At 66.3% G+C, this 18934-nt stretch carries 18 protein-coding genes; 11 read left to right on the top strand and 7 right to left on the bottom strand.

Annotated features, from left to right (window positions below):
• Positions 1–19: 19 nt before the first annotated feature.
• Positions 20–730 (top strand): hydrogen peroxide-dependent heme synthase, encoded by a 711-nt coding sequence (gene hemQ, locus NQ038_RS07025; protein WP_257062206.1) that lies wholly within the window; start codon positions 20–22, stop codon positions 728–730.
• A 100-nt stretch (positions 731–830) separates the two neighbouring features.
• On the opposite strand, the gene NQ038_RS07030 is transcribed toward hemQ, so the two are convergent.
• Both NQ038_RS07030 and msrB read right to left on the bottom strand, forming a co-directional pair.
• On the bottom strand, positions 831–1406 hold the full coding sequence (locus tag NQ038_RS07030; protein WP_257046520.1) for a GNAT family N-acetyltransferase: 576 nt from the start codon (positions 1404–1406) through the stop codon (positions 831–833).
• Positions 1403–1858 carry a peptide-methionine (R)-S-oxide reductase MsrB gene (gene msrB, locus NQ038_RS07035; RefSeq protein WP_257046519.1) on the bottom strand — a complete coding sequence of 152 codons (456 nt, stop codon included), beginning with the start codon at positions 1856–1858 and terminating at the stop codon, positions 1403–1405. Before msrB ends, NQ038_RS07030 begins: the two co-directional genes overlap by 4 nt.
• A 144-nt stretch (positions 1859–2002) precedes the next feature.
• Between msrB and NQ038_RS07040 the strand changes: the two genes are divergently transcribed.
• Positions 2003–3196 carry an alpha/beta hydrolase gene (locus NQ038_RS07040; RefSeq protein ID WP_257046518.1) on the top strand — a complete coding sequence of 398 codons (1194 nt, stop codon included), beginning with the start codon at positions 2003–2005 and terminating at the stop codon, positions 3194–3196.
• Here the strand turns inward: NQ038_RS07040 and NQ038_RS07045 are convergent.
• On the bottom strand, positions 3193–3990 hold the full coding sequence (locus NQ038_RS07045) for a dihydrofolate reductase family protein (protein WP_257056879.1): 798 nt from the start codon (positions 3988–3990) through the stop codon (positions 3193–3195). The genes NQ038_RS07040 and NQ038_RS07045 overlap by 4 nt on opposite strands.
• Positions 3987–4796 (bottom strand): L,D-transpeptidase family protein, encoded by an 810-nt coding sequence (locus NQ038_RS07050; RefSeq protein WP_257046516.1) that lies wholly within the window; start codon positions 4794–4796, stop codon positions 3987–3989. The genes NQ038_RS07045 and NQ038_RS07050 overlap by 4 nt, the downstream gene beginning before the upstream one ends.
• Positions 4797–4880: 84 nt before the next feature.
• Between NQ038_RS07050 and NQ038_RS07055 the strand changes: the two genes are divergently transcribed.
• The 4 genes from NQ038_RS07055 to NQ038_RS07070 all read left to right on the top strand — a co-directional run bounded on the left by NQ038_RS07055 (position 4881) and on the right by NQ038_RS07070 (position 9442).
• The gene (locus NQ038_RS07055) at positions 4881–5792 is read left to right on the top strand and encodes a hypothetical protein (protein ID WP_257046515.1); all 912 of its coding nucleotides are present in this window, start codon (positions 4881–4883) and stop codon (positions 5790–5792) included.
• A gap of 214 nt (positions 5793–6006) precedes the next feature.
• Positions 6007–7776, top strand: coding sequence for a 2-isopropylmalate synthase (gene leuA / locus NQ038_RS07060; RefSeq protein WP_257046514.1), 1770 nt, complete (start codon positions 6007–6009; stop codon positions 7774–7776).
• Positions 7777–7859: 83 nt separating this feature from the next.
• Complete coding sequence (recO, locus tag NQ038_RS07065) at positions 7860–8660, top strand: DNA repair protein RecO (RefSeq protein ID WP_257046651.1); 801 nt, start codon at positions 7860–7862, stop codon at positions 8658–8660.
• On the top strand, positions 8657–9442 hold the full coding sequence (locus tag NQ038_RS07070; RefSeq protein ID WP_257046513.1) for an isoprenyl transferase: 786 nt from the start codon (positions 8657–8659) through the stop codon (positions 9440–9442). Before recO ends, NQ038_RS07070 begins: the two co-directional genes overlap by 4 nt.
• A gap of 3 nt (positions 9443–9445) precedes the next feature.
• Here the strand turns inward: NQ038_RS07070 and NQ038_RS07075 are convergent, their stop codons facing one another.
• Both NQ038_RS07075 and NQ038_RS07080 read right to left on the bottom strand, forming a co-directional pair.
• On the bottom strand, positions 9446–10027 hold the full coding sequence (locus NQ038_RS07075) for an LURP-one-related/scramblase family protein (protein ID WP_257046512.1): 582 nt from the start codon (positions 10025–10027) through the stop codon (positions 9446–9448).
• A gap of 23 nt (positions 10028–10050) precedes the next feature.
• Complete coding sequence (locus NQ038_RS07080; RefSeq protein WP_257046511.1) at positions 10051–11958, bottom strand: DEAD/DEAH box helicase; 1908 nt, start codon at positions 11956–11958, stop codon at positions 10051–10053.
• A gap of 336 nt (positions 11959–12294) precedes the next feature.
• Between NQ038_RS07080 and NQ038_RS07085 the strand changes: the two genes are divergently transcribed.
• From NQ038_RS07085 to NQ038_RS07105, 5 genes are all read left to right on the top strand, one after another.
• Positions 12295–13671, top strand: coding sequence for a glycine--tRNA ligase (locus NQ038_RS07085; protein ID WP_257046510.1), 1377 nt, complete (start codon positions 12295–12297; stop codon positions 13669–13671).
• 131 nt (positions 13672–13802) lie between these two features.
• Complete coding sequence (locus NQ038_RS07090) at positions 13803–14573, top strand: amino acid ABC transporter ATP-binding protein (protein WP_257046509.1); 771 nt, start codon at positions 13803–13805, stop codon at positions 14571–14573.
• 46 nt (positions 14574–14619) lie between these two features.
• Complete coding sequence (locus NQ038_RS07095) at positions 14620–15513, top strand: glutamate ABC transporter substrate-binding protein (RefSeq protein ID WP_257046508.1); 894 nt, start codon at positions 14620–14622, stop codon at positions 15511–15513.
• 97 nt (positions 15514–15610) lie between these two features.
• On the top strand, positions 15611–16273 hold the full coding sequence (locus NQ038_RS07100) for an amino acid ABC transporter permease (protein WP_257046507.1): 663 nt from the start codon (positions 15611–15613) through the stop codon (positions 16271–16273).
• Positions 16255–17100 (top strand): amino acid ABC transporter permease, encoded by an 846-nt coding sequence (locus tag NQ038_RS07105; protein WP_257056878.1) that lies wholly within the window; start codon positions 16255–16257, stop codon positions 17098–17100. Before NQ038_RS07100 ends, NQ038_RS07105 begins: the two co-directional genes overlap by 19 nt.
• Before the next feature lie 73 nt (positions 17101–17173).
• On the opposite strand, the gene NQ038_RS07110 is transcribed toward NQ038_RS07105, so the two are convergent.
• Positions 17174–18832 (bottom strand): thiamine pyrophosphate-dependent enzyme, encoded by a 1659-nt coding sequence (locus NQ038_RS07110; RefSeq protein WP_257046505.1) that lies wholly within the window; start codon positions 18830–18832, stop codon positions 17174–17176.
• Positions 18833–18934 lie beyond the last annotated feature (102 nt).

An 18934-nucleotide genomic window follows, 5' to 3' on the forward strand; every position in this document is an offset into this window, starting at 1 on the left:
ACGAGGAAAGGAACACCCCATGGCCGATTTCAAGGCCCCGACGCCCGAACAGATCGAGCAGGCCAACACCGACATCCGCTATGTCGCCTACACCGTCTTCCAGGCTGTCGGGGAGATCGGCGCCGCCGACCGCGCAGCCCTGGTCGCCGAAGTCAGGAACGGACTCGACGCGCTGGCCGAGCGCGGACTGGTGGTCCGCGGCACCTATGATGTGTCCGTCACCAGGGCAGACGCCGACCTCATGATTTGGTGGCACGCCCCCAGTGTCGAACTGCTCCAGGAGGCCAACTCCATTCTCCGCAAGTCCGATCTGGGCGCTGTGCTCGAACCCGTGTGGTCGGTCGTCGGCATGCACCGGCCCGCGGAGTTCAACAAGTCCCACGTCCCGGCCTTCCTGACGGACCCGGAACCCAATCCGTACCTGTGCGTCTACCCGTTCGTACGCTCCTACGACTGGTACCTGCTGGATCCCGCCGAACGCAGCACCATGCTGCGCGACCACGGAATCGCGGCAGCCGGCTACAAGGACATCAAGGCCAACACCATCGCCAGCTTCGGCCTGGGCGACTATGAATGGCTGCTGGCCTTCGAGGCCGAGAGCCTGGACCGCATCGTCGATCTGATGCGCGATCTGCGGGCCACCGAGGCCCGCCGCCACGTCCGCGAGGAGATCCCGTTCTTCACCGGTCCCCTCAAGCCGCTCGAGGACATCGTCACCGGTTGGCGCTGAGCCGCCCGCAGCAGACTCCGGCGGTTTCGGCCCAGCAACAACAGCGCCGCCGCACCCCGATAAGGGGTGCGGCGGCGCTGTTCGGCGTGGAGGAGCCGGTTCAGCCGCGGGGCCTGCGCATCGGCAGATGCGGGATGCCGTCCTCGATGAACTCGTCACCGGAGACCGTGAAACCGAAGGTTTCGTAGAACCCCCGCAGATGGGACTGCCCGTTGAGTGTCAGCACGGTCTCGGGTCCGAACCGGGCCACCAGGGAGCGCATCAGCGTCGAGCCCAGGCGCTTGCCGCGGATGCCCGGATCGGTCACGACCCGTCCGATACTGCGCGAGGCGGGTTCGCCGGCCGGACCGTCGATGAAACCCGCCGGCAGGACGCGGGCATAGGCGGCCGGCATCGCGCACAGGCCGGCCGGCGCGCCGTGCGAATCGACCATCGGCCGGACCTCGGGTAGGCCGAAGGCGGGTGCCGGGATGAACGCGTGGATGGTGTCAGGCAGCATATCCACGCCGTCCAGGTCCAGGAAGACGCAGTCCTGTTCGACGACGAAGACCTGGCTGCGCAGCTGCAGCAGCCCGTAGAGCTCGGTGCCGGTGAGCTCGGGGAAGGCCCGGGTGATCAGGTGTTGGGCGGAGGCCGCGACGCCGGCGGCGGATTCGGTTGCGGGCTCAGTCGTCATTCTTCGTCCTCCGGTGGTGTGGCGGCGGCCGGGCCGGTCGCCTCGTCGAGCACCAGGCTGATCGAGTTGATGCAGTAACGGTCATCGGTCGGCGTGCCGTAGCCCTCGCCATGGAAGACGTGTCCCAGGTGTGACCCGCAGTTCGCACAGCGCACCTCGACGCGTTCCATGCCCATGGACTCATCGCGGATGTAGACGACCGTCTCGCGGGCCAGGGGCGCGAAGAACGCGGGCCAGCCGCAGTGGGCGGGGAACTTCGTATCGGATGAGAACAGTGCGGCATCACAGGCCCTGCACCGGTAGGTGCCACGGGTGAAGACCTCGGTGTACTGGCCGGTGTACGGCCGTTCGGTCGCTCCCTGGCGCAGCACCGCGTATTCGTCCGGAGCGAGTATCTGCTGCCACTGCACCTCGCTGCGGGTGTCCGCCGGTGTGCCGGCCTGCTTGTCCATGAGTCCACTTCCTATTCGAAATCGGTGTGCCGCTGAGTCCAACACCACATGCGGTGGCGCAATTCCCCAGCGTACCGGTCGCGCCTGCTGTCGGGGCCCGGTTCCGATGGATACGATAGAGGCACGAGGAGAGGGAAGCGGGTTATGGCAACGAGCGTGAAGACCGGGATCGTGCGGACCGGGCTGTTGGCCCTCGGGCTGGGTGCAGGGGCCGCTGCGGTGGTGTCCATTGCCTCATCGGGCCTGGCGGCCTATTTCGCCCGCCGGATCGTCATCCCCGAACTGGCGCCGGAGAAAGTGGAGATCCTCCACGTCTCCGGTCTGGGTGACGATATGCGGGTGCAGCTCTCGGCGACAGAGGAGACCCTGGCGCCCGGTGTGTACGGGCTGTTCTTCGACGCCGGCCACGGCCATGCCAGGATCGGCGCGATCGAGGAATACGATCCCGTCTCCCGGACCGTTTCGCGGCGCGTGCTCGGCATCGACTCGGGCGACCTGCGCAGCGCCAGGTGGGGCCGGATGAGCGGCACCGTGTACTCCCACCCCGATGTGCTCGACCTGCCCTACGCCGAAGTGCAGATCGAAAGCGATGCGGGTGTCCTGCCGACCTGGTACCTGCCCACCAACGCCGGGGAACCGCGCGACACCTGGGCGATCCTCGTCCACGGGCGCGGTGGCACCAGAGCCGAGGGGCTGCGCGCGGCACCCGTGCTCGATCAGCTGGGCATCCCCGCCCTGGCGATGTCGTATCGCAATGACGCGGAGCTGCGCACGGGCACGGGACAGCGCTACGGACTCGGCGACACCGAGTGGCGCGACGTCGATGCCGCGATCGCCTATGCCCTGGACAACGGGGCCAAGCGCGTTGTGCTGATCGGCTGGTCGATGGGCGGGGCCATCGTGTTCCAGGCCGCCGCCCGTGGTGCCCACCGCGAGGACATCGCGGCGCTGATTCTGGACGGTCCGGTCGTCGACTGGTACGACGTGCTCGACCACCAGGCGAAGGAGAACTTCCTGCCCACGCCCATCGCCCGCTTGACCCTGGCGATGATCACCCGCCCCTGGGCGCGTCGGATCACCGGCCTGGACACCCCGGTGAACCTGGACCGCCTGGACTGGGTCAAGCGGGCCAGGGAACTGGACAAAGAGGTCCTGCTGATCCATTCCGATGACGACGAGTTCGTGCCGTCGGGGCCCTCGCACGCGCTGGCCCGGGTGCGGTCCGACCTGGTCACCATGCCCTCCTACGCAGGAGCCAGGCACACCAAGGAGTACAACGTCGATCCCGAGCGCTGGAACGACGATGTCGCGAACTTCTTGGAGACCCGGGTCCTCTAGTCCAGTCCGAAGCGGCAGATCAGACCTGCGGCGTCGCCGATGAGGGACCGCGGCACCGTGGGTACCGCTCGGGGCAGTCGGGTATCGCCCAGGATGCTCTGGGCGGGAGCCCCGAGCAGCAGAGGGGAGACTGTCAGGCACAGTTCGTCGACAGCGCGCTGGGCCACCCACTGGCCCAGCAGGCCCGGCCCTCCCTCGGTCAGGACGCGGGTCAGACCGCGCTCGCGCAGATCAGCCAGGACCTGTGCCGGTTCCACGGGGCAGGTGTGGGAGATGACGTGGTCGTCCCCGAAGGCCGCGCGCAGGTCCCGCAGGATCCCCGTAGTCGCGGTGGGTCCCGTGTGCACGATGACGGGGGAGGTCCCGGCCGAATCGAGCCGGTCGATGTCGACGCGCCCGGAGTCGGAGACGATGACCAGAGTGGGGCACGGTTCCTGCCCGCGGCCCGCCCTGGCCGCTGCGAAGGCGGGCTTGGCGCTGAGTCGGGTATAGCGTTCGGCGCGCACTGTGCCGGCGCCCACCACCACTGCCGAGGCCAGGGCCCGGAGTACGGAGAAGACCCGCTTATCCGCCGGCGTGGAAATGGTGCCGGAAAGGCCGTCGGCGCCGGAGATGCGTCCGTCGACGGTCGCGACCATATTCGCCTGCACCCGGAGGCCCGGCGTGTGTTCGCCGAAGGCGCCGGAGTCGTAGAGCCCGCTGAGCAGTGGTTCGCCGACGGCCGGCGGGATGGCGCCGGCGGGGAGGTGCCCGGTGGCGTCGAACAACATATGCAGAGGAGCGGCGGCGCTCATTTCGCGATGTCCGGGGCGGCGCCCATGATGATCTGGGGTGAAGCCTGCGGATCGAGCTGGCGCAGGACCCACTTGAGATCGGCCCGTTTGAGTGTCACACAGCCGTGGGTGCCGTCGTCGTGGTCCAGGTGCAACCAGATGCCGCCGCCCTTGTCCCACCCCTGGGGTCGGGTCTTTTCGTTCGGCGAGACTCCGGTCTTGCGGTTGTAGTTGATGGCCAGCACATAGTCGAAGACATTGGCATAGCGCGGTCCGTAGGCGCCGGCCGCCCCGTTCTTCAGGCTGCGGTCCCGGGTATAGGGCATCTTCGTCCCGGGGTCGGGCAGGTAGCCGCCGGCATCGGTCAACGCGAACACCCCAGCTGGAGTCCGCAGGTCACCCTCCCGCTTCTTGCTCGTGTCTGTCCAGCCCTTGACCGCATTGTGCCCCTTGAATGACCGTTCTTCCCTCCAACGGCCGTCGTCCAGGGTGTAGAAGGCGATCCGGGCGTCGTCGTCGCCCGTTTTGGGGGTCGAGGCGATCAGGACCTGGGTGGTGTCCGCCGGTAGGTCCGCCATATGCTGCGGGCCGACTCCTGGCAGCGCCGGAGTGGCCGAGCCCGCTTGTGAGCGCTCCTCGGCGCTGGGGGATGCCTTCGGAAGGGGAGTCGCCCTGCGCACCTGGGGCGCCGGCAGGTCGTCGGGGGAGCGGACGGTGGGTGCGGCGAGATCGGCTGCGGCGGCCGGACCCGACACGGCGGTGGCGCCCGCGAGGACGCACGCGGCCAGTGCTACTCCGGAGAATGTGTGCACGTGCTTGAACCTCATGACCCCATTTTGTCATGGACCGGGTCGGGCCGGGGCACTGACGGTATCATCGGGCGAGCCGGAGGACTCGGTAGAATGACCCATATGAGTCAAGCGCCCAATTCCCCCCGTCCATCGCAGCCCCAGGACTCGGGACAGCAGTCGGGGTACCTGAACTTCAATTCCCCGGCCGCGGCCGGGGAACCGACACAGGCGCTGCCCCGGACGGATCCGGCGGAGCCCGCAGTGGGATCGCAGGGCCGTCCCGGGTGGGCGGATGCTGTGCCCGCAGCCCGCTACGAGGTACCCCAACGGCCCCCACAGCAGCCCGAGGGACAGTGGCCCGGCCCGCAGTATCCCGCACCGGCTCAGCCGGCGGGGCCCGGCGGCCCGGTGCCGCCGGGTGGTGGTACGCCGACCGGTGGCTCCGGTGGACCGCAGAAGAGGCGGCTGCCCGGTTTCGCAATCGCCCTGATCGCCCTGGCCGCTGTGGTGGTGCTCGGCGTCGTCGGTTTCATCGCAGTCGACTCCCTGGGCTCTGCCCGCGGTTCGGATTCCGCGGGCACCGCCCCCAGCGCGCAGGCCCCGGCAGCCGGTGACGACGAGAACGCGGGGCAGTCCGATGAGGGCGGCCTCGGTGCGCCGGACGAGGGGCAGGACGTCGACAAGCCGGCGGACCTGACGAGTTTCCACTCTCCCAGCGGGAACATCACCTGCGAGATCGGGGATTCCTACGCCCGCTGTCTGATCAACACCGTGCAGTTCACCCCGGATGAAGCGCCCGAACAGTGCCAGGCCGCCAACTACGGCAAAGTGCTCGTCGCCACCGACGCCGAGGTCGGATTCAACTGCCACGACACCTCCATGCCCTCGGGCGGATCCGAACTCGGCTATGACGACTCGATCACGAAATCCGGGATGAAGTGCACCTCCTCGCAGACGGGTGTCTCCTGCTACGCCACCGAATCGGGCAGGGGATTCTCGGTGGCCCAGGCCGGGATCGGCTGGAAGCGCTGAGGCCGGACGTTTTCCCACAATGTGACACGGATTGTCGATCGGTGTCGGGCGGGTCTACGGTTGGAGTATGACATTTCGGGGCATGCTCCTCCTTAGTTGCCGCGGTGAGGCCTGAAAGAGGCCGGATCCTCACCGCGGAGTCTGCGCTGCCGGTCGCTTCCGGCCCCCAATGGGGTCGCCAGACATTTTCCAAGGATTTCTAAGGAGTCATCCCGTGGTCGATTTACAGAAGCCCAGCCCCATGCCCTTCAAGAAGTACAAGTCGTACTTCGACCGGATTCAGCTGGACATGCACGATCGCACCTGGCCGGACAAGCGACTGAACAAGGCCCCACGCTGGCTGTCGACCGACCTGCGCGACGGTAATCAGGCGCTCATCGATCCCATGACGACCGAACGCAAGCGCAAGATGTTCGATCTGCTGGTCAAGCTGGGATTCAAGGAGATCGAGGTCGGATTCCCCGCCGCCAGCCAGCCCGATTTCGACTTCGTCCGCCAGATCATCGAAGAGGACGCGATCCCCGACGATGTCCGCATCTCGGTGCTGACCCAAGCCCGCGAAGACCTGATCGAGCGCACGGTGGAATCCCTGGTGGGCGCCAAGAACCCCACCGTCCACATGTACAACGCCACCGCACCCGTGTTCCGCAAGGTGGTCTTCGGCTTCGACGGGGACGGTTACGATCAGACCCGCGACATCGCACTGCGCGGAACCCAGGCCGTGATGAAGCACGCGGAATCCCTGCTGTCGGATGCGAACTTCGGCTACCAGTACTCCCCGGAGATCTGGGTCGATACGGAACCGGAGTTCGCGCTCGACGTCGTGGGCAATGTGCTGGACATGTGGCAGCCGACCGCCGGTCGCGAGACCGTCGTCAACCTGCCGGCCACCGTTGAGCGCGGCACCCCGAACACCTATGCCGACCATGTCGAGTGGTTCTGCCGCAATATGCCCTACCGCGACGATGTGGCGGTCTCGCTGCACCCGCACAATGACCGCGGGACAGGGGTCGCCGCTGCGGAGCTGGGCATGATGGCAGGCGCCGATCGCGTCGAAGGCTGCCTGTTCGGCAACGGTGAGCGCACGGGCAATCTGGACCTGGTGACGGTCGCGATGAACCTGTACACGCAGGGAGTCGACCCGGAACTGGACTTCAGCGATATCAACGAGGTCATCCACACCGTCGAATACTGCAACCAGATCGGGGTCCATGAACGCCACCCCTACGGCGGTGATCTGGTCTTCACCTCGTTCTCCGGTTCGCACCAGGACGCGATCAACAAAGCATTCGCCGACCGTGAGGCGCGTGCGGCCGCAGCCGGTATCCCGATCGCCGAGATGGAATGGGATATGCCCTATCTGCCGGTGGACCCGAAGGACTTGGGGCGCAGCTACGAGGCGATCATCCGTGTCAATTCGCAGTCCGGCAAGGGTGGCGTGACCTATCTGATGCACAGCGAGTTCGGCCTGGACATGCCACGGCGCATGCAGGTGGAATTCTCCAAGGTGGTCCAGGGCCATACGGAATCCGGCGGCGAGGTCACAGCCCCGGCCCTGTGGAAGCTGTTCAGCGACGAATACCTGCCCGCGGACGAGCAGGACAACCGCTGGGGCAGGTTCAGGGCGCTGGCGCTGCGCACCGAATCGACGCACGAGGACGACACCGAATCGGGTAGGAATCGGGAGATCCTGCAGGTCGACATGCTCGTCGACGGGCAGGAACGCACCTTCGAGGGCCGTGGCACCGGTCCGATCAGCGCGATGGTCAACATCCTCAACGACAACTTCGACCTGGACATCCGCCTGCAGGACTACACCGAACACGCGGTGGGTACCGGCGCCGACACCCAGGGCGCGGCCTATATCGAACTGGCCGTGGGCGACCGGGTGCTGTGGGGCGCCGGGATCCACGAGAACACCACGAAGGCCTCGCTGAAGGCCATCATCTCCGCGGTCAACCGCGCGGAACGCGAAGGGGCCTGAAGCCTCCCGGACCCGCACTGACATGGGGCTGCACACCACGGTGTGCAGCCCCATGTCAGTGCGGGGGAGGATAATGTCCCATGATGAAGTACTACAGGGATACCGGCCTCGTCCTGACCACACAGAAACTGGGGGAGGCCGACCGCATCGTCAGCGTGCTGACCCGCGACCACGGCCTCGTACGGGCCGTGGCCAAGGGCGTGCGCAAGACGAAGAGCCGGTTCGGTTCGCGCCTCGAGCCCTTTATGCTCGTGGACCTACAGTGCCATATCGGCCGCAACCTCGATACCGTCACCCAGGTCGAGCTGATCGAGCCCTTCGGCCGTGCCATCGTGGCCGATTACGACACCTACCAGGCGGCCTGTGTGCTCGCGGAGACGGCACTGCGACTCACGGAGACGGAACCGCGTCCCCGCAACCAGTACCTGTTGGCGGTATCGGCGGTGCGCTCCCTGTGCAAGGGTGAACACGCCCCCCGGCTGTCCCTGGACGCCTACCTGTTGCGGGCCGTGGCGATCGCCGGTTGGGCCCCCAGCCTCATCGACTGTGCCGTCTGCGGGGCGCCAGGGCCCCACCGCGCTTTCTCCCCGGCGGCCGGCGGTGCCCTGTGTCCGGACTGCCGGGCCGGCGCGCAGCACGGAGTGCTGCTGCCGGGTTCCGATGTGCTGGTCCACCTCGGCGCGCTGCTGGCAGGTGACTGGGCCACTGCGGACGGCTCCGATATGGGCACAGCCGTGCAGGGATCCCGTGTCGTCTCGGCGCATGTGCAGTGGCATCTGGAACGCCATGTGCGCTCCCTGGGGTTGCTGGAACAGGGGCGCAGCAGGGTGGGCCGGGACATCCTCGACCTGGCTGCGAGTCGGACGGATACACTGGCCGGGTGAAGAAATCCTATCCGGCCCCACCACCCCATCCCTCCGGAGCCCGGCCCCCGCGCATCCCCGCGAAGTTCGTGCCGCGTCATGTGGCCGTTGTGATGGACGGCAACGGCCGCTGGGCCAATGACCGGGGGCTGCCCAGAACCGAGGGCCACAGGGCCGGCGAGGCGAGCCTGCTCGACGTCATCCACGGCGCCATCGAGATCGGCGTCGACTACCTGTCCGCCTATGCCTTCTCCACGGAGAACTGGAAGCGCTCACCCGAAGAGGTCCGTTTCCTCATGGGCTTCAACCGCGATGTCATCCACCGGCGCCGGGACGAGCTCAACGAACTGGGTGTGCGCATCGTCTGGGCCGGCCGGCGGGGCCGACTGTGGTCCTCGGTGATCAGGGAACTGGAATATGCACAGGAGACGACCAAGCACAATACCGGCCTGACTCTGCAATTCTGCGTGAACTACGGAGGACGTTCGGAGATCGTCGACGCCGTCAACGCGATCGCCGCCGACGTCGCCGCTGGCAGGCTGAAACCGGGCAAGATCACCGACCGCTCCGTGGCCGCCCGCCTGTATGCCCCCGAGGTCCCGGATGTGGACCTGTTCCTGCGGTCCTCGGGGGAACAGCGCACATCGAACTTCCTGCTGTGGCAGTCGGCCTATGCTGAAATGGTCTTCCAGGACGTGCTCTGGCCCGATGTCGACCGGCGCACGCTGTGGGCGGCGATCGAGGAGTACGCCAGGCGCGACCGCCGGTTCGGCGCCGCAGTGGACAGGCCGGGGAAAGCCTGAGACTCAGCTCGACTGGTCCTTCTGCCTCATCAGGTCAAGGGCGATCATCGCGCCGATGATGGCCACCCGGTCGCGCGGGCGGACATCGGGCCGGAAGTTCAACACATAGCGGTCGCGGCCCAGCAGGGTATTGCCCACGCCCGCCCATTGTCGAGAGGTCCGGGCGATCTCCACCCCATCCGCAGTGATACCGAAGCCGAAGTCGAAGATATCGGCGGCCTGCACCTGCAGTAGGGGGCCGTCTACGACCTGCACATCGATCTTCTTCATGAAGAAGGTGAACCGACGCACGATATCGGCCAGGGGAGCGCCTGCGGTGTCGCGCAGTTCCCAGCGGTCGCGGCCGAAGGTGACGAGATCCTTGATGCCCAACAGATAGCCACCGTCGGCGTCGAACAGCTGGAATTCGCGGGAGCCCATGAAGAAGCGCTTGGCACCGGACCCGATGGTGTGCACACGGCCCACCTGCACGCCCTGGGGATTCACAATGCCGAAATCATTGCTCATGAACCCCGTGACCTGCTGCATCACAAGTGTGTTCTGCTGCAGCAGGGGTCGTGCGGGTGGGCCGTCTGGTGAGGTCATGGCCTCATTGTGTCAGACCGGACTCAGTACTTGCGGCCGTTCTTCTTAAAACCGCCGCCATCGCGCTTGCCGCCCTGGAAGTCCCGGTTGCCGCGACCACCGCGGTCGTAGCCGCGTGAGCCACGGTCGTAACCGCCACGGTCGTCGCGGCGGAAGTCCCGCTCGCCCCGGTCGCTCTTGAACGAGCGGCCCTCACCGGGTCCGCGATCGCCCGTGCGCTTCTTGAACGGGCGGCCCGGGCGGCCCGCGTCCACCCGCAGGTCGATCCGGCGGTTCTGGATGCGGGTGTTCTCCAGCCGGTCGAACACGTTCTGGCCCAGGTCCTCGGGCAGATCGACCAGTGTGTGGTTCGAGCGGATGTCGATGTGGCCGATCTGGCCGGAGCCCAGTCCTCCCTCATTGGCGATCGCGCCGACGATCGCCCCGGGGGAGACCCGGTCGTTGCGGCCCACCGCGATCCGGTAGGTCCGCATGCCGGGCCGCGGCCCGCGGTCACGGCCGCCCCGCTCGCCGCCGCGGTCACGGTCCTTGCGTCCGCGCGGTTCCGGCAGAGGTTCGGCGGTGAGCTTCTCCCCGTCGAGCACCAGCACGGCCAGTGCAGCGGCGATCTCCCGAGCGTCCACATCGTGTTCGCGCTCGAAGGCCTCGATCACGGGGCGCACCTCGGTGAGATCCTGAGTGGTCAGGGCGTCGTTGATCCGGGTCTTGAACTTCTCGACGCGGGTGTTGGTCAGTTCTTCGACCGTCGGCAGGACCAACGGTTCGACCTTCTGCCTGGTGGCCTTCTCGATCTGGCGCAACATCCGATCCTCACGCGGGGTGACGAACAGGATCGCCTCGCCGGAGCGCCCGGCGCGGCCGGTCCGGCCGATCCGGTGAACATAGGATTCGGTGTCGTGGGGCACGTCGTAGTTCACGACCAGCGAGATTCGCTCCACGTCGAGGCCACGGGCTGCGACGTCGGTTGCGACGAGGATGTCGATCTTGCCGTCGCGCAGTTGCTCGACGGTGCGCTCACGGGCCTGCTGGGGGATGTCGCCGTTGATGGCCGAGGCTCGGAAGCCCCTGGCGCGCAGTTTCTCAGCCAGCTCCTCGGTCTCCTGCTTGGTGCGCACGAACATGATGATGCCGTCGTATTCCTCGACCTCGAGGATCCGGGTCAGGGCGTCGAGCTTGTGGCTGTGCATCACCGTCAGGTAGCGCTGGCGGATGTTCGCCCCGGTCGTCGTCTTCGACTTGACCCTGACCTCGGCGGGATCGTTGAGGTACTGCCCTGCGATCCGGTGGATCGAGCGGGGCATCGTGGCGGAGAACAGCGCGACCTGGGTGTCCTCGGGCTTCTGGTCGAAGATCTCCTCGATGTCCTCCTGGAAGCCCATCTTGAGCATCTCATCGGCCTCGTCGAGCACCAGGTGGCGCAGGGCGCCCAAACGCAGGGATCCCTTCTTCAGGTGGTCGATGACACGGCCGGGTGTGCCGACGACGACCTGGGCGCCGCGCTTGAGGCCCGCCAGCTGCGGGCCGTAGGACTGACCACCGTAGATCGGCAGGACCGAGAAATCGGCCAGATGGTTCGCGAAGCTGGTCAGGGCCTCAGCCACCTGGAGTGCGAGCTCACGGGTGGGGGCCAGGATCAGGCCGCGCGGACCCTCGGGCGAGGGACCCTGCTTGGCCAAGTCGGACAGCAGGGGCAGAGCGAACGCGGCGGTCTTGCCGGTGCCGGTCTGTGCCAGGCCGATGACGTCGCGGCCGTCGAGCAGCAGCGGAATCGTCTCCTCCTGGATCGCGGAGGGGGTTTCGTACCCGAGGTCCTCGACCGCGCGCTGAATGGGCGCGGCCAGGTCGAAATCGGCGAACCGGGTGCCGGCCTCGGGGGTGGTGGTTTCCGCGGTGTCCGGGATTTCGGGCGCGGCTGTTTCCGTGGTGTTCATGAAGAACCCTTCGTCAGGCGTTGAACGCATCACACACTTGGTCGCAGTGAACTGGATTGGCGACCGACCTTAAATCACCTACAGGCCGGCGTGCACTCATCAACGCACAAGGGGCCTTTATATCGGAACAGCCGGATGATCCGGTCGCGCAAGGGGCGACGGCTTCGAAACGACGGGGTTCCCGGGATAGGTTTGGGTGCTCCGATAAGTCTACACGGGGCCCTGCGCCGATGGGCCCCGTTCGGGGGCGTTCTAACTCACAGTGGGTTCTTCGGTAGGCTTGGGGAGAACCTGCGTGCGGCCAGCCAGGCCGCAGCGTGACATGAGGAGAAATTCGTGGCATCGAAGTTGGATTCCGTCATCACCCTGGCGAAGCGGCGTGGCTTCGTCTTCCAGGCGGGGGAGATCTACGGCGGTTCCCGGTCCGCGTGGGACTACGGCCCATTGGGCGTCGAGCTCAAGGAGAACATCAAGGCGAACTGGTGGCAGACCTTCGTGCGCGGGCGCGCCGATATGGTCGGCCTGGACTCCTCGGTCATTCTGCCCAAGGAGGTGTGGCAGGCCTCCGGGCACGTCGAGACCTTCGTCGATCCGCTGGTCGAATCCCTGCACACCCACAAGCGCTACCGCGCCGACCACCTGCTCGAGGCCTATGAGGCCAAGCACGGTCATCCGCCGGTCAACGGTCTGGCCGACATCAATGATCCGGAGACCGGCCAGCCCGGCGCCTGGACCGAACCTCAGCAGTTCTCCGGCCTGATGAAGACCTTCCTGGGCGCCGTCGACGACGGGTCCGGCCTGGCCTACCTGCGTCCGGAGACCGCCCAGGGCATCTTCGTGAACTTCAACAACGTGGTCACCTCGGCCCGGAAGAAGCCCCCGTTCGGCATCGGCCAGATCGGCAAGGCGTTCCGCAATGAGATCACCCCGGGTAACTTCATCTTCCGCACCCGCGAATTCGAGCAGATGGAGATCGAGTTCTTCACCAAGCCCGATGAGGCCGAGCAGTACTTCAAGGAATGGGTCGAGGCCTGCTGGGCGTGGTTCGTGGATCTGGGCATCGACCCGGAGCACATGCGCCGTTTCGACGTTCCGAAGGAGGACCGCGCCCATTATTCGGCTGGCACCATCGACATCGAATACGATTTCGGATTCCAGGGCAACTCCTGGGGTGAGCTGATGGGTGTGGCCAACCGGACCGACTTCGATCTGAACAATCACTCCCAGGCCTCCGGTGCCAAGCTGCAGTACTTCGACCAGCAGGCCAATGAGCGCTACACCCCGTACGTGATCGAGCCCTCCTTCGGCCTGACCCGTTCGATGATGGCCTTCCTCGTCGACGCCTACACGGAGGACGAGGCGCCGAACACCAAGGGCGGCGTCGACAAGCGTGTGCTGCTCAAACTCGATCCGCGCCTGGCTCCCGTCAAGGCCGCGGTGTTGCCGCTGTCGCGTAATGAGAGGCTCTCCCCGCAGGCCAAGGAGCTGGCCGCGCGCCTGCGCCGGCGCTGGAACGTCGACTTCGACGACGCGGGCGCGATTGGCCGCCGGTACCGCCGGCAAGATGAGATCGGCACCCCGTACTGCATCACCTTCGACTTCGATTCGCTCGACGATGCGGCTGTGACGATTCGCAAGCGCGATGATATGAGTCAGGAGCGCGTTCCCCTGGACCGTGTCGAGGCATATCTGGCAGCCGGCCTGGGCTGCTGAGCGGGCGCCACGCTGCAGCGGGCCCCGGTATCCCATAGCGGGATACCGGGGCCCGCTGTGTCTGTGCCCGGCCTGCACGCGACCTGTACTCCAACTGTAAAATCCGTCACACGTGGTTTAGTATCAGTGTCATGGACCACACCCCCACCAGTGATCAGGATTCCCGCCCCGTCCTTGTGAGCATCGACCACGTTGAGAAGTACTACGGCGATTTCCATGCCCTGACCGACATCAACCTCGACATCCATGTCGGCGAGGTGGTGGTGGTGATCGGGCCCTCGGGGTCGGGCAAGTCCACCCTGTGCCGGACGATCAACCGGCTCGAGACGATCGAGTCGGGCACGATTTCCGTTGATGGTGCGCCTCTGCCGGCCGAGGGCGCGGCGTTGGCGAATCTGCGCTCGGAGGTCGGCATGGTCTTCCAGTCGTTCAATCTGTTCGCGCATATGACGATTCTGGAGAACGTGACCCTGGGTCCGATCCGGGTGCGCCGGCTGTCGAAGGCACAGGCCGAGGCCGAGGCGATGGAGTTGTTGGCCAGGGTGGGGGTGGATCATCAGGCGCAGAAGTATCCCGCGCAGCTCTCCGGTGGGCAGCAGCAGCGTGTGGCGATTGCGCGGTCTTTGGCGATGAAGCCGAAGGTGATGCTCTTCGATGAGCCGACCTCGGCTTTGGATCCGGAGATGATCAACGAGGTTCTCGATGTGATGGTGGGCCTGGCCAAGGAGGGGATGACGATGGTGGTGGTGACCCATGAGATGGGGTTCGCGCGCAAGGCCGCGGATCGGGTGGTGTTCATGGCCGATGGGCAGATCGTGGAGGTGGGCACGCCCGAGGAGTTCTTCACCAATCCTCGCTCGGAGCGTGCGCAGACGTTCTTGGCCCAGATCCTCGGCCACTGATCGGCCCGACCCCGTCCCGCAACCGATTCCAATGAAGGAGAAACAGATGAAACGCCTGAGTACAATCATCGCCGGAACCGCCATCGCCCTGCTGGGTTTGAGCGCCTGCGGCCAGTCCGGCACCCCCGATGCCGGCGGCGCATCCGGCTCCGCGGCCGCCCCCACCTATACAGTCGCCGACGACGTCAAGCTGGACGGATCGAAGACCTGGGAAGCTGCGAAGAAGGCGGGCAAACTGAAGATCGGGGTGAAGAAGGACCAGCCCGGCCTGGGCAATGTCACTCCCGGGTCGGACGTGCCGGCCGGTTTCGACATCGAGATGGGCAAGATGATCGGCGCGTCCCTGGGCTTCGGACCCGATCAGATCGACTGGGTCGAGACCGTTTCGGCGAACCGCGAACCCTTCCTGCAGAACAAGAAGGTCGATCTGGTGATCGCGACCTATACGATCAACGACGAGCGCAAGAAGGTCGTCGACTTCGCGGGTCCCTACTACGTCGCGGGCCAGGATTTGCTGGTCCAGGCCGATTCCGACATCGCCGGGCCCGAATCCCTCGACGGCAAGAAGGTCTGCTCGGTCGACGGCTCGACCCCGGCTCAGCGAATCAAATCCGACTACCCCAAGGCGCAGCTGGTCACCTACGACACGTACTCCAAGTGTGTGACGGATCTGGAGAGTGGATCGGTGGACGCGGTGACGACCGACGACGCGATCCTGCGCGGCTATGCGGCGCAGTCCGACGGCAAGTTCAAGGTCGTGGGCAAGCCCTTCTCCGAGGAGCCCTACGGGGTGGGCCTGCCAAAGGGCGACAGTGCACTGCGCGGTGCCGTCAACGATGCGATCGAGAAGTCCGAGGACGACGGGGTCTGGAAGCAGGCATTCGAGGCGACCCTGGGCTCCACCGACGGAGTGGAGATGCCCAAGGTGGACCGGTACTGAGGCCCACTGCCCAACCTGAACCGTCCCCGGCCGGCCGAGCATGCTCTCCGGCCGGCCGGGGACGGCCCCTTTCCGTAATCGACACCGAAGGTCAGACGTGAACACTGCAGCACTATTCGACCTCTTCGCCTCGGGTGTGTGGGGAACCGTCAAGTTCTTCCTTATCACCGCCGTCGGCGCTCTGCTCGGCGGTACGGTACTCGCCGCCATGCGGGTCTCTCCGACCCCGGTCCTGCGCGCGGCCTCCGCAGCCTATGTCAACGTCGTCCGCAATACGCCGTTGACCCTGGTCATGTTCTTCTGCGTCTTCGGGTTGCCGTTCCTGGAGATCCGCGCCAGCAAGGACGCGGGGATCAATTCCTTCTTCATGGCGACGGTGGCGCTGATCGCCTACACCTCGTGCTTCGTGGCCGAAACCCTGCGCTCGGGGATCTCCACGGTGCCGGTGGGCCAGGCCGAGGCCGCGCGGTCGATCGGGTTGAAATTCGGCCAGACGCTGCGCTTCGTGGTCCTGCCCCAGGCGTTTCGCACCGTTATCCCGCCGCTGGGCAGTGTGCTTATCGCGATGTTGAAGAACACCTCGATCGCCTCGGGGTTCAACAACCGCGAACTCATCTCCGCGATGCGCGGGGCGATCGAGCTGCGCGGCGATCTGACCATCGTGATCCTGCTGGCCACCGCCGTCTCCTATCTGCTGCTCTCGCTCATCCTGGGCAGACTGTTCACGTATCTGGAAAGGAAGTGGGTGATCGTACGATGAGCGCCCCCACCACCGTGCTGTTCGACGCGCCCGGGCCCAAGGGCCGGCGCAACAACGTCATCCTGTCGATCGTGTCCGCACTGGCCATCCTGGGGATCATCGCCTATATCGTCTACCGGTTCGGTGCGGCGGGCCAGTTGACCGGCGCCAAGTGGAGCCCCTTCACCTATTCGGTGATCCAGGCGGCACTGCTCAAGGGTCTGTGGTCGACGATCAAGGCGGCGGTCATCGCGACTCTGCTGGCCCTGGTCATCGGCGTGGTCTTCGCCCTGCTGCGGCTATCCGGCCGGGCCTGGATCCGGGTGCCCGCGACCGCGTTGCTGGAGTTCTTCCGCGGCGTGCCGGTGTTGCTGCTCATCTTCGCGCTGTACCTGATGTTCTCCACCACTCCGTTCGTCGCCGTCGTCGGCGGTCTGGCGCTGTACAACGGCATGGTGCTCGCGGAGATCATCCGGGCCGGAATCGTCGCGGTCCCACGCGGGCAGCGGGAGGCGGCCATGTCGATCGGCCTGCGCGATTCCCAGACAATGCGCCTGGTGCTCATGCCGCAGGCCTTCCGCGCGATGATGCCCACGATCGTCGCCCAGGTGGTCGTCCTGCTCAAGGACTCGGCGTTGGGCTATATCGTGACCTATCAGGACCTGCTCTACCAGGTCAACCAGATCGGGCGGAACTATCAGAACCTGCTGCCGACCTTCATCGTCGGCGCGGTCCTGTTCATCATTCTCAACATGCTCATCGCGGGCCTGGCCAGTTGGCTTGAACGCCGTCTGCAGCGCAAGACGGCGGCCAAGACCGAAAGCGCCAAGGGCACAGCGGTGCGCTGAGCACGGCGCGAACGACGCGGCCCCGGTACGCCTGAAGTTCAGGCGTACCGGGGCCGCGCTGTCCCACCGGCGCTCAGTAGGCCTTCTGCCGCTGGGCTACGACGAGGTGGATGAGCGCGGTGCGTCCTTCGGCGATCGTCGCAAAGGCGGTGTCGAGTGCGGCGGGCAGGTCGGCATTGTGCTCGATGCGGATCCCGACGGCGCCGTAGGCCTCGGCCAGCTTGGCGAAGTCAGGATTGTGCAGCTGAGTCCCGGAGACCCGGTGCGGATACTCGCGTTCCTGGTGGGTGCGGATCGTGCCGTACTCCTGGTTGTCCATGAGCACGACCAGCGGGTGGGCACCGTACTGGGAAGCCGTTGCCAGTTCCTGCCCGTTCATCAGGAACTCCCCATCGCCGGCGATCGAGATCACCTGGCGCTCGGGATACAGCAGGGAGGCGGCCACGGCCGAGGGGATCGAATACCCCATGGAGCCATTGCGCGCCGAGATCATCGAGGCGTAGCCGCGGGTCGGGAAATACCGGTGTGCCCAGTTGGTGTGCTCGCCGGCACCGAAGGTGACCATCGCATCGGCGTCCAGGCGCGGCACCAGGTGCGCCATCAGGGCGTCCATGGTCGCCGGCCCCGCGGTCGAGGCATCGGGCAGGGAGGCGAAGACCTGCTGTTCGGCGCGCAGCCCCGAGGTCCATTCCCGCCAGGAGTTCTGGACCGGCAGGTCCATCCTGACCAGATCGCGGACGAAGGAGGCCGGCTTGGCGACGATCTGCTTGGTCACCGGGCCCGACCGACCGCGCAGCGCCGGGTCGATGGTGACGATGAAGTTCTCCTTGTCCCAGGCCTGCCGGTTGCGGAACCCGTCGGTCACGACGTCACCGGGAACCGTGCCGACGAAGACCAACAGGTCCGAGTCGTCCAAGAGCCGCCTGGTCTGCTTGGGCCGGCCGTAGCCCAGCGGACCGACATAGCTGGGGGAGTCGAAGGGGACCGTGCCCTCACAGCGCCATTCGGCGGCCGCCGGCAGATTGTGGGTTTCGAGCCAGGCGGTGAAGTCCTGTGCGGTGTCCGTATCCCAATCGTTGCCGCCGAAGACGAACAGGGGCCGCTCGGCCCTGGACAGGGAGGCATTGAGTGCCTTCCAGTCATCCACGGTCATCCCGCCCTCGGCCACCGGGATGGTGGGGTGGATGACTCCGTCGTTGCCCATCCGCAGAATGTCCTCGGGGACGCCGACGACCACCGGTCCCGGCCGTCCCGACTGCGCTGCGAACATAGCCTCGGCAACGATCTCGCTGGCGCGCTCCGGATGGTCCAGGACCATCACGCGCTTGGCGCCGGTCTCGAACCAGGCCTTCGGATCGAATTCCTGGAAGGCCTCCTTCTCCCGGTGTTCGAAGGGGATGAGCCCGACGAAGAGCACCATGGCGGTCGAATCCTGCCAGGCGGTGTGCAGGCCCACATGGGCGTTCGCGGCCCCGGGGCCCCTGGTGACCATTGCCACCCCGGGGGTGTCTGTGAGCTTGCCGACGGCCTCCGCCATATAGGCCGCTCCTCCCTCGTGCCGGCACACGACCGCTTCGATCGAGGAGTCGTAGAGCCCATCGAGCATGTCGAGGTAGCTTTCGCCGGGGACGACGAAGACGCGCTCGACTCCGTGGGCCTCGAGGGCCTTGATCATCATGTGGCCGGCCGAGATCCGGTCGGACGTGGTCAGCGCAGAGGGTGCGCTTGTCATAGGGACTCCTTGCTAAAAGGGATATGCGGCGGAGGATTTCGATCAATCTACGTTCGTCTCGCCGACCGCTCACGGCGCCGTCCGAATGCTGGTACGGCGATT

Origin of the sequence: Brevibacterium sp. 50QC2O2 (assembly GCF_024580675.1) — a bacterium.
Lineage (GTDB): Bacteria > Actinomycetota > Actinomycetes > Actinomycetales > Brevibacteriaceae > Brevibacterium > Brevibacterium moorei.

What these genes read in the sequence shown, in the direction of transcription:
- msrB (WP_257046519.1), bottom strand. Translation starts at nt 1,858, where the DNA reads ATGGACAAGCAGGCCGGCACACCGGCGGACACCCGCAGCGAGGTGCAG.
- NQ038_RS07040 (WP_257046518.1), top strand. Translation starts at nt 2,003, where the DNA reads ATGGCAACGAGCGTGAAGACCGGGATCGTGCGGACCGGGCTGTTGGCC.
- NQ038_RS07050 (WP_257046516.1), bottom strand. Translation starts at nt 4,796, where the DNA reads ATGAGGTTCAAGCACGTGCACACATTCTCCGGAGTAGCACTGGCCGCG.
- NQ038_RS07095 (WP_257046508.1), top strand. Translation starts at nt 14,620, where the DNA reads ATGAAACGCCTGAGTACAATCATCGCCGGAACCGCCATCGCCCTGCTG.
- NQ038_RS07075 (WP_257046512.1), bottom strand. Translation starts at nt 10,027, where the DNA reads ATGACCTCACCAGACGGCCCACCCGCACGACCCCTGCTGCAGCAGAAC.
- NQ038_RS07110 (WP_257046505.1), bottom strand. Translation starts at nt 18,832, where the DNA reads ATGACAAGCGCACCCTCTGCGCTGACCACGTCCGACCGGATCTCGGCC.
- hemQ (WP_257062206.1), top strand. Translation starts at nt 20, where the DNA reads ATGGCCGATTTCAAGGCCCCGACGCCCGAACAGATCGAGCAGGCCAAC.
- NQ038_RS07045 (WP_257056879.1), bottom strand. Translation starts at nt 3,990, where the DNA reads ATGAGCGCCGCCGCTCCTCTGCATATGTTGTTCGACGCCACCGGGCAC.
- NQ038_RS07055 (WP_257046515.1), top strand. Translation starts at nt 4,881, where the DNA reads ATGAGTCAAGCGCCCAATTCCCCCCGTCCATCGCAGCCCCAGGACTCG.
- recO (WP_257046651.1), top strand. Translation starts at nt 7,860, where the DNA reads ATGAAGTACTACAGGGATACCGGCCTCGTCCTGACCACACAGAAACTG.
- NQ038_RS07080 (WP_257046511.1), bottom strand. Translation starts at nt 11,958, where the DNA reads ATGAACACCACGGAAACAGCCGCGCCCGAAATCCCGGACACCGCGGAA.
- NQ038_RS07090 (WP_257046509.1), top strand. Translation starts at nt 13,803, where the DNA reads ATGGACCACACCCCCACCAGTGATCAGGATTCCCGCCCCGTCCTTGTG.
- NQ038_RS07030 (WP_257046520.1), bottom strand. Translation starts at nt 1,406, where the DNA reads ATGACGACTGAGCCCGCAACCGAATCCGCCGCCGGCGTCGCGGCCTCC.